The sequence below is a fragment of the Maribacter flavus genome, assembly GCF_008386635.1.
Taxonomy (GTDB): domain Bacteria; phylum Bacteroidota; class Bacteroidia; order Flavobacteriales; family Flavobacteriaceae; genus Maribacter; species Maribacter flavus.
The window spans coordinates 1084826-1098144 of sequence record NZ_VUOE01000001.1 but is presented as its reverse complement, the minus strand read 5'-3'; the positions used below and the strand labels follow the sequence as shown (position 1 = coordinate 1098144).

18 protein-coding genes are annotated in these 13319 nt (G+C 44.0%); all 18 read right to left on the bottom strand.

All coding sequences use genetic code 11. From position 1 onward, the window contains the following. Positions 1 to 61 precede the first annotated feature (61 nt). The gene (locus F0361_RS04785) at positions 62 to 544 is read right to left on the bottom strand and encodes a hypothetical protein (RefSeq protein ID WP_154917445.1); all 483 of its coding nucleotides are present in this window, start codon (positions 542 to 544) and stop codon (positions 62 to 64) included. Continuing rightward, positions 544 to 912 (bottom strand): hotdog family protein, encoded by a 369-nt coding sequence (locus tag F0361_RS04780; protein ID WP_154917444.1) that lies wholly within the window; start codon positions 910 to 912, stop codon positions 544 to 546. Before F0361_RS04780 ends, F0361_RS04785 begins: the two co-directional genes overlap by 1 nt. After that, complete coding sequence (locus F0361_RS04775) at positions 913 to 1503, bottom strand: outer membrane beta-barrel protein (protein WP_154917443.1); 591 nt, start codon at positions 1501 to 1503, stop codon at positions 913 to 915. After that, complete coding sequence (locus F0361_RS04770) at positions 1500 to 2108, bottom strand: hypothetical protein (protein ID WP_154917442.1); 609 nt, start codon at positions 2106 to 2108, stop codon at positions 1500 to 1502. The genes F0361_RS04775 and F0361_RS04770 overlap by 4 nt, the downstream gene beginning before the upstream one ends. Beyond that, positions 2089 to 2706: a LolA family protein gene (locus F0361_RS04765; protein WP_154917441.1), complete on the bottom strand. Its 618-nt coding sequence runs from the start codon at positions 2704 to 2706 to the stop codon at positions 2089 to 2091. Before F0361_RS04765 ends, F0361_RS04770 begins: the two co-directional genes overlap by 20 nt. Beyond that, positions 2699 to 3475, bottom strand: a complete 777-nt coding sequence (locus tag F0361_RS04760; protein ID WP_154917440.1) for a polysaccharide deacetylase family protein — start codon at positions 3473 to 3475, stop codon at positions 2699 to 2701. Before F0361_RS04760 ends, F0361_RS04765 begins: the two co-directional genes overlap by 8 nt. Next, positions 3469 to 4536, bottom strand: coding sequence for a beta-ketoacyl synthase N-terminal-like domain-containing protein (locus F0361_RS04755; protein WP_154917439.1), 1068 nt, complete (start codon positions 4534 to 4536; stop codon positions 3469 to 3471). The genes F0361_RS04760 and F0361_RS04755 overlap by 7 nt, the downstream gene beginning before the upstream one ends. 90 nt (positions 4537 to 4626) lie before the next feature. Beyond that, positions 4627 to 5826, bottom strand: coding sequence for a beta-ketoacyl-[acyl-carrier-protein] synthase family protein (locus F0361_RS04750; protein ID WP_154917438.1), 1200 nt, complete (start codon positions 5824 to 5826; stop codon positions 4627 to 4629). Between the two features lie 62 nt (positions 5827 to 5888). Continuing rightward, positions 5889 to 6146 carry a phosphopantetheine-binding protein gene (locus F0361_RS04745; RefSeq protein WP_154917437.1) on the bottom strand — a complete coding sequence of 86 codons (258 nt, stop codon included), beginning with the start codon at positions 6144 to 6146 and terminating at the stop codon, positions 5889 to 5891. Continuing rightward, complete coding sequence (locus tag F0361_RS04740; RefSeq protein ID WP_154917436.1) at positions 6136 to 6750, bottom strand: 3-oxoacyl-ACP synthase; 615 nt, start codon at positions 6748 to 6750, stop codon at positions 6136 to 6138. The genes F0361_RS04745 and F0361_RS04740 overlap by 11 nt, the downstream gene beginning before the upstream one ends. Before the next feature lie 5 nt (positions 6751 to 6755). Beyond that, positions 6756 to 7817 (bottom strand): methyltransferase, encoded by a 1062-nt coding sequence (locus F0361_RS04735; protein WP_154917435.1) that lies wholly within the window; start codon positions 7815 to 7817, stop codon positions 6756 to 6758. 59 nt (positions 7818 to 7876) lie between these two features. Continuing rightward, positions 7877 to 9022, bottom strand: a complete 1146-nt coding sequence (locus F0361_RS04730) for a beta-ketoacyl-[acyl-carrier-protein] synthase family protein (RefSeq protein ID WP_154917434.1) — start codon at positions 9020 to 9022, stop codon at positions 7877 to 7879. Beyond that, positions 9015 to 9452: an acyl-CoA thioesterase gene (locus F0361_RS04725; RefSeq protein WP_154917433.1), complete on the bottom strand. Its 438-nt coding sequence runs from the start codon at positions 9450 to 9452 to the stop codon at positions 9015 to 9017. Before F0361_RS04725 ends, F0361_RS04730 begins: the two co-directional genes overlap by 8 nt. Next, on the bottom strand, positions 9442 to 10707 hold the full coding sequence (locus F0361_RS04720) for an ABC transporter permease (RefSeq protein WP_154917432.1): 1266 nt from the start codon (positions 10705 to 10707) through the stop codon (positions 9442 to 9444). The genes F0361_RS04725 and F0361_RS04720 overlap by 11 nt, the downstream gene beginning before the upstream one ends. Next, entirely contained in the window at positions 10700 to 11443 is a 744-nt protein-coding gene (locus tag F0361_RS04715; RefSeq protein ID WP_154917431.1) for an ABC transporter ATP-binding protein, read from the bottom strand. The genes F0361_RS04720 and F0361_RS04715 overlap by 8 nt, the downstream gene beginning before the upstream one ends. Positions 11444 to 11456: 13 nt before the next feature. After that, positions 11457 to 12464 carry a BtrH N-terminal domain-containing protein gene (locus F0361_RS04710; protein WP_154917430.1) on the bottom strand — a complete coding sequence of 336 codons (1008 nt, stop codon included), beginning with the start codon at positions 12462 to 12464 and terminating at the stop codon, positions 11457 to 11459. Continuing rightward, positions 12448 to 12858 (bottom strand): hypothetical protein, encoded by a 411-nt coding sequence (locus F0361_RS04705; protein WP_154917429.1) that lies wholly within the window; start codon positions 12856 to 12858, stop codon positions 12448 to 12450. Before F0361_RS04705 ends, F0361_RS04710 begins: the two co-directional genes overlap by 17 nt. Next, positions 12855 to 13316 (bottom strand): ABC transporter permease, encoded by a 462-nt coding sequence (locus tag F0361_RS04700; RefSeq protein WP_154917428.1) that lies wholly within the window; start codon positions 13314 to 13316, stop codon positions 12855 to 12857. Before F0361_RS04700 ends, F0361_RS04705 begins: the two co-directional genes overlap by 4 nt. Between the last annotated feature and the right edge of the window lie 3 nt (positions 13317 to 13319).

Here is a 13319-nt window from a genome sequence, read left to right as displayed (position 1 = left end):
GCACGGGCTTTTAGGTTTTATGGGCCTAGAACTCTTCGTAAAGATACACAATCAAATAGGTCTACAGGGCCGACTTCTCCTCATAGGTAAATACCTTTGAACCCTGAATATAGTTACGGATCATTTTTTTCAGGGAACCATCCCTAATTCCTGAAAAGTGGTCTAGGATAAAATCCTTATCGGCATCGATAGCATCGTTATACTTTACAATCTTGGGAGCATTTTCCTGAACGCTCAAACGGATGAAACGAAGTTCGATGTTCCCAGGTTTCGAAGCGATGGCGGCCTCCAGGATGCTTACGCCTTCCTTAAAAAACCCTTTTTTATCCTTGACGGCTTTGGCATGTTCGGCCTTTAAGGTCAAAACGGCTCCCTTATATCCATAAAGTTCGATGGCATCATCTTGGGAAATGCCAGATAGTTTTTCAGCGAGGGTGTTCGTTATGGAGGCATCGTCCTTGGCCTTTGGATACAAGCTACGTACCTCATCCAAGGATGTGGAATAGGCTATAAGACTCAGAAAACCAAGCAACAGCATCTTCATTAGGCCGTAATTTTAAAACTTGCGTTCAATTTTAGTGCCATGGTGTCCTCAAAGCTGACCGTATTTTTGATTTTTACCTCGTCATCTGACTGGGAAAGTTCAATTTCAAATTCAACGGTGTCATTCTTTTCTGGATTGATAACGGCCATGAACTTGACATTGGAAGCTACGGACAGCAGCAATTTTTTTTCTATGGATTTTTCGGTGAGTTCCTTAATAATCTGTATTACGCAGACCCCGGGCAACACTGGATGGCCGGGAAAATGACCTTCAAAGATTTCATGATCCTTGTTGAGTTTGACCGTGGCCTTCACATAAGGTTCCATGTAATTAAATTCCTGAATCTCGTACAATCCTTCTAACAGCATTTATTTGGTTTTAAATTTATAAGCGGCGCCCACTTGAAGAACACCGTTCAGGTTGCTTCCCGCTTCCTCGTAAAGGTCATTGGCACCAAAAAAGTCCACACTTACGGTTCCCTGTTTGTACCGCGCCTCCAAAGTAAGCCCAAATTTGAATTCATAACCAATGCCTCCAAAAACGACCACATCAAAAGGGGATATTTCTCCATCACCGTTACCATTGGACAAATTCACTAAATTGTTCTTTAAATTGACATCCAGACCCAAACCAAGATTGAAATGGAACCCCTTGTTGGGAACTACATAGAATTTGTTGGCGCCCATGATGGACAAATAATCGATCTGAACATCTCCGTAATCCAGGCTCACCGAGGTACCTCCCTGGGAGGAATAAAAAACTTCCGGTTGAATGGTATACAACTTCGTAATGGGAATGTCCAGAAATCCACCAATATATAATCCCGATTTTGGTTCCAGCCTTGTTTTGCTAATGGTGCTTTCGTTGTAGCCCATTTTGATGCCGGGAGCTACCTGAGCTCCTAAAAAATAGGGAAAGGTACATGCAAACAAAAACAGGAATGTTATGGACTTCTTCATTTGATGGCCTGTAAAGATATGGTAAGTTTCATTGTTTTGTGCGAAATTACAATTTGTCTTGCCATACGGTCATCGATCTCTGAGAATGTGATGACCACTTTTTCCTTTTCGTTTCCCACCCGTGTAATGTTGGTAAGGATATCGTTTTTGAACGTGTAGAAATGTGTTTTGGAACCTATTTTGGTCTTTGTCAGTTCGCTGTCGTTCTTCGTGTAGATATTCAATGGTACAATTTCTTCCTGGATCAAGCTTCTAAAATCCTGTTCCAGGATACTTAAAAGGATTTTACGGTCCATTTCCTTTAGGATGCGGTTCACTTTAAAGTCGGTCCCGCTAAGGGTAAAATCAAAAATCGTGTTCCCAAGTTCCGTAGTAAAGGCAATTCTATGGGTTTGATCTGCCAACTTTTTTAGGACCAAGATCCCTCCGAAGTTATTCTCGAAAACAATGATGTTCGCCTTGTAGACGTAATCCTTTTGTACATCCGCAAAATAAGGGTTCCTGATTTCCCGTGCATCAAGTGAAGTGGGTTGGTAGCCCATTTTTTTTGGGAACGGGGCACAGCTTAATAGAAGCAGGAAAATGCTAAAGGTCAAAAACCGCATCGGGTAGGGTTTTGTTTTCTATCCGATTGGAAAAAACAATTCTGGTGTAATCGCCGCTGGGTTCGATCATTTTCACTTCTTCCACGGTCCCTCTTTGCGAAAATGTGATGTGGAAGGCTAGGATGAACTCCGAAAACTGAGGGTCCCTGGGTAAAAAATGCACCAAACTTGTCTCGTTCTCCTTGAAGTAGGCAATTTCAAAATCATTGGCATTGAACATATTCCCGTTAATACTGGCGCTTATCAAATGGTTTAGCTGTTTAAAAAGTTCGTTGGAACCAAGATCCAGTTTACTTTTGTTGCCGTTGTCATTGATAAGCAGTTTTTGGCCTTTAAAGACTACCTTATAGGAGAAAGGCTTTACGTATTGCCAACTCACATTGTCCGGGCTTTTGTAAGCCATTTTCCCGGTCGATTCGATGTCGCTTGACAAAAAGTCCAAATGCTTGTACTGTACAAAATCACTGGTGATGGTCTGGGTCTCTTCTGCCTTTTGTTTCACCAATTGCTGTAAGGATTTTGCCGCTTCCGCTGACATTCTGGTCTGTGCGAAACCCAAGTAGGAGAATAATAAGAGGATTGCCAGGATTCTATTCATACGCCCGTATTTGGAACATTTGGTCTACTGTGACCGATTGCAACTTTCTTTCCTCCAAAAATACCAATAATCGTTCCAAAACGGCGATTGATTTTGCACTGGTGTCATGAAGTAGGATGATGGCCCCGTTTTGGGTACGGCTGGTTATCCGTTTTAAAACCTGGTCCTCATTTCTAAAGGTTGTATCCAAGGAACGCACGTTCCATCCTATGGTCTTTAAGCCCAACTTTTTTACCGCCCGGGCTATACTTGGATTGGTGACACCAAAAGCGGGCCGGTACAAGGCCATTTTTAACCCTGAGATACCTTCAACAAGTTTGTTGGTTAGGGTAAGTTCTTCCATAACCTTTTCAGTTCCAAAAAAACCAAAAGTGTTGGCATGTGAAAAGGTATGGTTTCCAACGGAATGTCCCTGCCGTATAATCTCCTTAAATAGCTCCGGATGTTTTTCAATATTTTTTCCGATGCAGAAAAAGGTCGCCTTGGCATTGTACTTTTCTAGGAGGGAAAGCGCCTTTGGCGTGTATTCCGGATGCGGCCCGTCATCAAAGGTTATGGCGACCTGGGGTTTATTGATTTCGTTATTTGAATTCAAGGAAGTCATGTGGTAGTTCCACCGGATAAAAAAAGAACCACCCAGTGTCAAGAGGAACCAACTTGCCATCAATAGGGCGAAAGCGGGCCAAGATATCGGTTTGAAAAATGATAGGGACACAAAGACTGCCAGGCCCAACAGGAAAATGGTATTTACTGTTTTCCGAGTTAGCATTTTTCCAGGACTACCAGACTGTGGTTTTTACCCCGATATTGGTTATATAACAAAAGCCTTTTTGGTTGGCTTACTTTTATATCGTTCCAGCGGATGACCTCTGGAACCTTACCGGTTTTGAAGATTTTATTGGCCATCCAAAAACCGAAACCGGAAGCCGTGTCATATTCTCCGGAAAGATGTTTATACACAAATTGTGGAATAGTTTGAAATATCCCATTTGCAAGGTCTTGGTAAATCGTATCGAAATCTACATCCCCATTGATACCTAAAATGACACCGTCCAAATCTTCGAGTGTCAATCCATTCGTATGCAAAAAAACCAGAATTGTATCGGAGACCTCCTCCTTCTTTAGGGTATTGTAAATTCCCATGGCAATGAGCCTTGAATAGGTTGTATCCTGTTTTTGATTGGACAGTACAAAAAAGTGGGATCCCTCTCCAAAAACAATGCCCTTGGTGCCGGAGCGGAGTACCTGTTCCCTGGAAACGGGTTCTTTTTTTATATGATCGATGAATTGATGGGTGGTTACATGGTGTTCTACCAATTCGTCCACGGCACCTACCAATATGTTTTCAGCTTCATTGTTCTCTAATTGTAGCTTGGCGTCCCATAGGCTGGACTCGAACGATATGTTGGAATGCACGTAGGTAAAATTGTATCCCTTGCACCCCATATCCAATGCAATGGAGCCCGCTACGGTGTTGTGGGAAGATTGAATGAACCGGGTAGGGGTAAGGTATTGTTCATCGTTATCCAATAAGTCCCGCACAAATTTTTCGGATTCGCCCAAGCAGCCTAGACCCGTACCTACGATGATGGCGTCCACATTGTCCAGACCCGCTTCCTTTAGGGCATTATGGGAGCTTACGGCGCTCATTTTTAAGCCTTTTGCCATTCTTCTAGCCGCGGCTGGAGGTATGTAGTCCCTATAAGTGGGGTCGACCGCTTTAACCGAAGTGCCCTCATAATCAACGACCTCATCCAAAAACCCCGAATCATCAAAAGTTTTTTGGACGGAAACAGATCCGATACTGTTTATGTACACCTCCAATTTCATGCGTTTAAAATTAGTTTATTGGCTTGACTTTTAAACATTTTCTTTCGCCTGGGTATTTCACTTACCATACCAATGCCCTCGATGAGGGTTTCATGCCTCTTTGGTAAAAATAAGGGTAGAACAGTTACCGCCAAAACCAAAGGAATTGGAGAGTACCGTTTTTATCTCCTTGTTCTTTAATTGGGTCTCCGGAACCAAATTAAATTCGGTCATGGGCGTCTTAAAGTTGAGGTTGGGATAGATGACGTTGTTTTGGATGGACAAAACGGAATAAACGGCCTCTACACCCGCTGCTACTGCCAAGGTATGCCCCGTAAATGGTTTGGTGGAACTGAATTCCGGAACGTTCTCATTAAACACACGAAGTAAGGCCCTCCCTTCGGAAAGGTCGTTGTTGGGCGTTGCCGTACCGTGGGCATTGATATAATCCACCTTGCTTGGAGTAATACCTGCTACTTTTAGGGCCTTCTCCATCGCCATGACGGCTCCGTCGCCATTTTCCGAGGAAGCGGTTTGGTGATAGGCGTCGTTGGCATTGCCATAGCCTTTTACATAGGCCAAGACCTTTTTGTTTTCCTTGGAAACGATTGCATCGGATTCCAAAATCAAAAATGCCGCCGCTTCGCCCAGATTCAACCCTTTTCTGTGTTCATCAAAGGGAGTGTTATACGTATCGGATAAGATCATCAAGGTCTTAAAACCGTTGATGGTAAACTTTGAAAGACTGTCCGACCCCCCCACGATTACCCGATCCAGTTCACCACTTTTTATCATTCTGGCCCCCAACATGATTGCATTGGCGGCGGAGGAACAGGCCGTACTAATGGTGGTTACAAAGCTTTTGGTAAGACCTATGGCATCCGCAATTTTTTGTGTGGAGTCACCGGCATGTAAGCTGTTTATATGATTCCAATGGAGGTCCCTTTCATAAAAGTCATAGAAATATTGCTCGGATTTGTCCATGCCCCCTACCGTAGTGCCGGATATAAGTCCGGTTCTGTATTCAGATATATCTTGAATTTCTGCCTGTGCCAGTGCTTCCTTTGCGGCCATGATCCCCAATAATGGAGTCCTCGAATGGGAATCTGCGGGCAGGCCCAGTAATTTTTCCAATTCCCCATTGGTCAACGGAACTTCCCCCACCATGATCTCATGTTCATGGACCGTTTTTATACGGCTAATTTTGGAAATGCCTATTGTACCGGAAATCAAGGAAGCGAAGTTATCCGCAACATTGTTACCAATAGCGGAAATTAGGCCCATTCCAGTAATCGCAACTCCTTGATTCATTGAAAATATTTAGACAAATAGCAGATTACACCTTGTATGTAAATCTGTGATAGGGTACCAAGTTAGGCTTTGCTCGCCCTGATGTAAGCGGCCATGGTATCTATGGACTCGAAGATTTTTCGGCCTTCCTTTGGATCTGCCAGTTTAATGCCATAATCTTTGTCCAGCATTACGATGAGTTCCAACGCGTCAATGGAGTCAAGTCCCAAACCGTCTCCAAACAATGGATCGTTGTCCGCAATTTCAGCTGCGGTAACATCTTCCAGGTTCAGCTGCTCTATAATTTTTTCCTTTAATTCTTGTTTCAAATCACTGCTCATGGGTCGTCTTATATAATCGGTTTATTTCAGCATCCGAATGGACAAAAGTACCTTTCTTCGCTACAACATACAAAAATGCATCATATTTTTCATTATCCACATCTACCCACCCACATAATACCTTTTCGGCCTTGTTTTCATCCATCAATTCCTCAGTATAGGAACTCAGGGTTTCAGGACTGAATTCGTCCATGACAAAGAAACAGTTCTCCGAATGAATCTTGTGTTTGATACTAATTTCGCCCATACAGATATTGGCCAAGGTATATACGAAAACGGCGGGGCTGGGATAGTAGTGGGTGGCATCCTTTATGGAGTCTTGGTACCCACGGTCCGTATCCAAACTGGAAGCCCTATTGGAGAATACCATGGCGATATTTTTTTCCCATTCTTCCCTCAATAGCACTTCCGCGGCCAAAAGTCCCAGTTTACTCAGGTTGTCCATTTTAAAGAACTTGGGATAATCCACGATCAGCTGTTTGTAGGCCAATTTCATGACCGATTTAAAATCGGTTTCCAAGGTCTTGAATACAGGCGCGCCGTTAACGGAAACGATGCCATTGTTTACGTGGCTAAAGGATTCTATGTAGTACCGGTTCTCCAATAAAATTATTTCTTTTTGCAGACGAATAATGTGTGGAATTCGCCCAAACTTATATCATCCTTCAATTCCAAACCGGCGGCTTCGGCAAGTTCAATAAGTTCCGTGGCCTTGTACATCTTGCTGTTTCCGTTGGCCAAGGCGGTAAAGTAGAGGGATGTGGCCTCCAAGGTAAACTTGGCGTTGTCAAATTTTTGTCGGTCCGTATAGGTCTCAATAATGATCAATTCCGTTTGGGAATCCATGGCATTAACGGCCGTTTTGAAAATTTTTAGGATTTCTTCCTTGGAGAAACAGTCCAAAAACTGGCTCATCCAAATCGTATCCGCACCCATGGGAATTTGCGGATTTTCTGAAAGCCAATCGATTTCACTTCCTTGGACCCTGTCCCCAAAACCTTGATCTGCGGTATTCTTCAAGGCTACCTTTAATTGTCCCGGTAAATCGAAAATATGCACGTTTACCTCTTCGTTATAAGCACAACATTGGATGGCAAATTTACCGGTGTTTCCGCCAATATCGAACAACAGTTTGGGCTGGTGCCTAAAGACGATTTTTAGCGCTTCCTCAAAAATGCCATCGGAATAGAAGTGGTCAAAAGCGAACCATGACTTCTGGATTTCAGGTTTCAATTGGGAAAGTCCCTCATAAATTGTGGGCCAATTTCCCAATTCCTTGAGTCCGGCAGGTTTTCCTTCCCTGATGGATTCTTCTAAGTGGAAAAGTCCCTGGTAACAAACATCCTGGGTAAAATTCATGTTCACCTGGGTCATAGGATTGTAATTTAAGAAATACCCAATTTTGGTGAGTTCATACCTTCCGCGCTCGTCCATGGAGACAATGTTGGCACTTTCGGCCATTTCCAATAGTACGCTCAGGCCATACTCGCTAATGGAGAGTTCCTCACAAATTTCGGTAAGGGTGACCCCGCCTTTGGCTACGTTTTGAAAGATAAAGTCAAAAACGCCTAGGTTTTTCAACGAAACCGTGGTCTGGAATACGAAAGGGGCAAAAGCTATCTTCTGAGCCTCCTGCAGTGCATCAATGGCCTTAATGTATTTTTTTGGCATTTCTTAAAATCAAGGATTGAAAAAGGCGAATTTAATACCCCACATCATAATAACAAAGTTTATACCTTCTTAAAGATGACCGCGGTGTTGGAACCGCCAAACCCTGAGGCAGTTTTCAGGAATACGTTTAGTTCCTTATTGGTTGTTTTTTTGATAATGTTCATGGGCCTTGAGACGCCCAGTTCCTCAAAACCCAAAGAAGCGAACAAAGTGTTTCTATGCAGGGAATGCATGCCGATGATGGATTCCAGTAGGCCCGATGCTCCCAGGGTGTGTCCAAAATAACTTTTTAGACTGTTTACGGGTGTTTTGGATAGGCCGGCCCGTTCAAAGGCGATCGCCTCCATTTCGTCATTGAACATCGTGGCCGTACCATGTCCCGATATATAATCGATATCCTTTTTGCGAACACCGGATTGTCCCAGGGCATTTTCAATACTTCTGTACAGCCCTTCACCCGTGCGGGAAGGACCCGAAATGTGATTGGCATCATTGCACGATGCCTCCCCCATGATTTGAACAGATTCCGGCGCAAGTTCCTTCGGGTTTTTGGTCACCAAAACACTTGCCGCCACCTCTCCGATATTGATGCCGGTCCGGGAATTGCAGTACGGTCTACAGGGTTCCAAGCTTAAGGCTTGAAAAGCATTGAACCCAGAAAGTATGAACTGGGTTACCAGATCTCCAGCCACCACAAGAATGCGGTCGTACCTACCTTGTTTAATCAGCCTTTTGGCTACGGCAATTGACAGAACCCCGGAAACACAGGCATTGGAAACAATGATGGCCTTGTTTTTAAATCCGAAGAATTTCTGAACCTGTTCGCCCAATTCGGCAAGATAGGCCCTAGATTCCGCAAAATTACTGTCCTCCTCCAGAACGTCTATGTTTCCTTTGGTGGTGGAAATAAGTAGTCCCGTTCTTTCGTCCAATCCTATTTTTGATTTTTTTTCTAGCGTGTCCGCAAGGGAAACCAACATCATTTTCTCCAAACGGGTGTGTTCCGTGTTGGGATTGAGGTTTTCATATCGTTTTTGAAGCTCCTTTGGGGCTATCCGTGAGGAACAAAAGGGCACATGCAATACCTTGTTGTCCTCATAGACCGATAACCCGCAGTTTCCTTTTTCGATACTATCGATAACCGTGGTACTATCAAAACCTAAGGAAGAAACGATGTTGTTATGTGATAGGTAAACGTTATCCATCCAATAAACCTACTTTTTTCTTCCACTCCTTAAAAAAATCGGGAATGACCAAGGAAAGTTCCCCTTGGAGTTCCACAAAAACCTGTACGGTTTCCCCGGTGCATACCACTTTTCCTTCGGGATTCATGATTTCGTACCTGAATATCATCTTGGCAGCGGCAGAATCCACGTAGGTCGTCCTAATTTCGGCAACATCGCCATAGCGAAGGGGAAGTTTGTGTTCACAGGTCGATTTAACAATAGGGGATGAAAAATTATGCTTTTGCTGATCCAAATAGGAAATACCGTGGTGCCTCCCAAAAGCTTCACGCCCATCCTCAAAATATTGAATGTAGTTTCCGTGCCAAACAATACCCAATGGGTCGGTTTCGGTAAAACGCACACGTACCTTGCTGGTAAAACTGATTTCCTTGGAACTGTTAGACGGCATTTTTTCTTTCGTTATAAATTATGGCCACAACCGTTGTTGCAATGAAAAATAGGAAAAGGGCGATTATTTCCAGAAGGATTTCCCCAAACCCAACATTTCTCAAAAATACATCATAAAAGGCATTCAGTCCCCAGTTCATTGGGGACAGTTTTGAGAGCAGCTGCATGAAATGGGGCATGGCAAAAACGGGCACCCAAACCCCGCCAATGGCCGCGAGAATCACCACAAAGGTTGCCCCAAAGGGAGCCGATTGCTCCTGGGATTTGGCAACGGTTCCCAACAGCAGTCCCAAACCAATAGCCGCCAGCCCTGCAAAAAACGCTACGTTCATCAACAGCGGAATTCTTCCCGCTACGTCCAATTTTGGAAGGCCAATTACTGGAAACAGGTATACGCCCAGCAATAACATCAAAATAAATTGGAGGAGGGAAACGACCAAAAAGACAAGGGCCTTTCCGCCCAACACTGTGGCATACGGAACGGGCTGGGTTCTAAGCCTGATAAAAGTCCCTTGGTTTTTTTCGTGTACCATATTGATGGATAAGGGCAAAATGATAAAGAAGATGGCGAACAGGGTCCAGGCCGGAATATTGTGCTGTGTGGAATTGGGAATTCCCTCTTTTTTGTTGGTATTCGGAACGATCTCCGTGAAGGAAATAAAACTTTTCGTATCAAAAATGGGACTGTACTCTTCTTCGCCCAAGGCCTCTTGGAAGGCCTTGTAAATGGATTTGCTCTCTATTTGGGAAATCATTTTATCAATGTTGTTCCGTACCGAGCTTTTGAACGATTGTTGGGTGGCGGGATCAAAGTAGAGCCTGATTTCCTTTTTTTCGATTTCTAACTCTTGACCATCCTTTGTTTCTTCAACCCCAAACTGGGCCAATATTCCAGATACGTTTTGGTCTATTTTCAGATGTAAATCCCGCGTCAGGTGTTTGGGTAGGATAATGGCCAATTGATATTCTCCTTTTTGTACCAGGTTCTGAGCTTGTTCCTCACTTTCTTCCCTAACGATTTCAAAAAGACGGGACTCCATTAGGTTATTTCCAACCTGGTCCGAGACTTCGCCTTTGTCCAAATCGACCAGAAGAATAGGTATCTTGTTTTCCTGAATAGTCTTAAAGGTATTGTCCTGTATCAGCGTGATGGTAACGACCAAAAGCAATGGCATCAGGAACAAAACGGCCAGGCCGCCCATATCCCTGGTGAGCAACCAAAACTCCTTTTTTGCCGATACCCAGAGTTTATGCATAATCGCGAAGGGCTTTACCAGTTTGGGCCAAGAAAACCTCTTCCAAGTGTTCCGCACCTTGTTCGTTTTGGATCAATTCCTTGGGCGTACCCAAACATAATAGCTTGCCATGGTCTATAATCCCAACTTGGGTACAAAAGGTTTCGGCTTCGTTCAAGTGGTGTGATGTATAAATAATGGTCGTTCCACGGGCATTCAGTTCCTTCAAATATTCGATAATGACTGACTTGGACTGGACGTCCACCCCAACCGTTGGTTCGTCCAAAAACAGTACTTTGGGATTGTGAAGGATACTGGCAATGAGGTTGATCCGTCGTTTCATGCCACCGGAAAAACCCTTTATTTTTTTATGGGCGAATTTTTGGAGCCCCAAAATTTCCAAGTGTTCCTGTATGGAAGTTTTGAACGAGGGTCCTTTTAACCCGAACATACTACCAAAATAATAGAGGTTTTCGTACGCCGTTAAGCTAGGGTAGAGGGCATATTCCTGGGGTACGATACCGATCAGTTGTTTCAGTTCCTTTTTGTGCGAGGCGTAATCAAGTCCGTCTATCTTGAAGGAACCGGAAGTCGGCTTTATCAAACCGCTGAGTATGGAAATAAGGGTGGTCTTACCGGCGCCGTTAGGGCCCAGCAATCCAAATATTTCCCCTGTGTGGATGTTCAGGTCCAATTCCAGAAGGGAGTACTGTTCCGCCTCCTTGTATTTTTTGGAAAGTTGGTCTGTTTGAATCATAGGGTTAGACGACTTATACGGCTTTCTTCAAGGTTTTGAAAAAATGTTCTTCCCTGTTGGCAATTGCTTCCAATTGGATGGCCACATCTTCATAGCCGTTACTTTCTGCGTTTCGATTTTTATAGATTCGGGAGGCGTCCACCGCAAAATCGCGCCAAGCGTCACCTATAGAAGTCATCTCCTTGGAAAGCTCCATGAGTTTGGGATTTTCCAGTAAAACACTGGCCTCTTGTAAGAATGCAGCATAAATGTACCTAAATCCGCCACCGCCCGTACCAATTTCCTCCTGCATACGCACGATCTGGCCCAAATAATGGTTCGCTTTTTTAGGCCCCAGTTTTTTGGGCCATTTACGAATGTTTTTGGCTACCCACCGCATGGCCTTTACGCCCACAATGGGCACGGGGGCCGTCATATCCCGGGCCGTCTGTTTGATGCCCTTTACAATGGCGCTTTTTAGTTCCAGTTTCTCCGGAAAAGAAATAGGGTAGTACATATGTCCTTTGGGCGCAAATGCGCCTTTGGCAAAGCGTACCTTTTCCAGCTCCTTACTCGATAGGCTGGTAACCTCTTCCATTACGGGGTCACTGATCAAATACCGGTCTCCGTGTTTGCCGTACACGACCATATTATGGGCATTGAAATGGAAACGGTACTCATCTGGAAAATACACCAGATTGTACACACCTACCTGAAGACCTACCGGATTGTTCTTTGCCAAATTCTGGTCCAGACGTTCCTGCGCCTTTTTTGGATTATTGAACTTTTCCCGTTTCATCTTTATACCCGTGCGTTTCGCAAATTTATTGAATATGAACCCTGGCATGGAACGGTAGGTGAAAACCGGGGCATAATTGACCTTTAGGAAGGGCAGGTAACTGAACAACAGACCAGAACCTATGCCAAAGACCATTGGCTCGCTTATTTGGAAACCGTTGTGTTTCATGAGGTTTGAAACCACACCGTTTTCACAATGTGCGGACTGATTGTGGGTAAAGTCTATTTTAAGATTTTCCGTCATCAATGGATTTCAATTGTTCAATACTGATATCGAATACATCGGCATATTTCTGTAAAGTCTTCTGGCTTAATTTTTTAAATACCGATGGTTTAAAGTGCCTTTTTACGCGCCATTGCCATAGGCCCATATAGCTAGCCAGCACGGGAATATCCATTTTATGGACTTCCATGTAATATTCAATGGGACTTGTCTCACGGTTCAGAACCCGATTCCTTGCGTTGGCCACGCGCTCCTCTATTTCCTTGATGGCGTTGTCCAAGGCAATTTTTTTAGGGTCCCAGCCGGTGCTCAGTGAAGTCGTGTATTTGCCATCTTTGTCCACTGCATAGACCATTTCCCTGAAATTGGCAGATGCCAGGTTGCTTTCGTCCTGCGGCACATCTTCTTTCTTCATACGTGTACTTCTTGGATCAAACAGTTCAACGTACAATCTACAATTAAATCGTCATTTCTAAAAGTGCTGGAGCTCATAGTGCAAATGCTTACCCCGTTAAGGTCGTACCGTGACAAGAGCTGTGCCTTTGTCACCAGAACCTCATGTACTTTTGGCAGTTCATAAATGCTGACCTTTTTTATGGCACTTATATAGCCGATGAGGTCATTGCTTGTACCTTCAAAATCCTTTACGTCGTAAAAACTTTGGCCAACGATAGCAGAACAGGTTTGGGCGGCGTTTTCAATGAGTCCCGCTTCGGTAAAGTATCCGTTTTCCAAAAAAATGCAGTGCGGCTGTATGTTGAATTCCGTAATTACGGAAGTACTGTCCACAAAGGGCATATCGGTTACCAAAAGCATGGGAGGCCTATGGGGCAAGAACTTCCGTATGTCTATTTTTTGCCCGTCCCTTTCCATTGG

Coding starts and splice junctions, on each gene's coding strand:
- F0361_RS04785 (WP_154917445.1), bottom strand. CDS start 544: ATGAAGATGCTGTTGCTTGGTTTTCTGAGTCTTATAGCCTATTCCACA.
- F0361_RS04780 (WP_154917444.1), bottom strand. CDS start 912: ATGCTGTTAGAAGGATTGTACGAGATTCAGGAATTTAATTACATGGAA.
- F0361_RS04775 (WP_154917443.1), bottom strand. CDS start 1,503: ATGAAGAAGTCCATAACATTCCTGTTTTTGTTTGCATGTACCTTTCCC.
- F0361_RS04770 (WP_154917442.1), bottom strand. CDS start 2,108: ATGCGGTTTTTGACCTTTAGCATTTTCCTGCTTCTATTAAGCTGTGCC.
- F0361_RS04765 (WP_154917441.1), bottom strand. CDS start 2,706: ATGAATAGAATCCTGGCAATCCTCTTATTATTCTCCTACTTGGGTTTC.
- F0361_RS04760 (WP_154917440.1), bottom strand. CDS start 3,475: ATGCTAACTCGGAAAACAGTAAATACCATTTTCCTGTTGGGCCTGGCA.
- F0361_RS04755 (WP_154917439.1), bottom strand. CDS start 4,536: ATGAAATTGGAGGTGTACATAAACAGTATCGGATCTGTTTCCGTCCAA.
- F0361_RS04750 (WP_154917438.1), bottom strand. CDS start 5,826: ATGAATCAAGGAGTTGCGATTACTGGAATGGGCCTAATTTCCGCTATT.
- F0361_RS04745 (WP_154917437.1), bottom strand. CDS start 6,146: ATGAGCAGTGATTTGAAACAAGAATTAAAGGAAAAAATTATAGAGCAG.
- F0361_RS04735 (WP_154917435.1), bottom strand. CDS start 7,817: ATGCCAAAAAAATACATTAAGGCCATTGATGCACTGCAGGAGGCTCAG.
- F0361_RS04730 (WP_154917434.1), bottom strand. CDS start 9,022: ATGGATAACGTTTACCTATCACATAACAACATCGTTTCTTCCTTAGGT.
- F0361_RS04725 (WP_154917433.1), bottom strand. CDS start 9,452: ATGCCGTCTAACAGTTCCAAGGAAATCAGTTTTACCAGCAAGGTACGT.
- F0361_RS04720 (WP_154917432.1), bottom strand. CDS start 10,707: ATGCATAAACTCTGGGTATCGGCAAAAAAGGAGTTTTGGTTGCTCACC.
- F0361_RS04715 (WP_154917431.1), bottom strand. CDS start 11,443: ATGATTCAAACAGACCAACTTTCCAAAAAATACAAGGAGGCGGAACAG.
- F0361_RS04710 (WP_154917430.1), bottom strand. CDS start 12,464: ATGACGGAAAATCTTAAAATAGACTTTACCCACAATCAGTCCGCACAT.
- F0361_RS04705 (WP_154917429.1), bottom strand. CDS start 12,858: ATGAAGAAAGAAGATGTGCCGCAGGACGAAAGCAACCTGGCATCTGCC.
- F0361_RS04700 (WP_154917428.1), bottom strand. CDS start 13,316: ATGGAAAGGGACGGGCAAAAAATAGACATACGGAAGTTCTTGCCCCAT.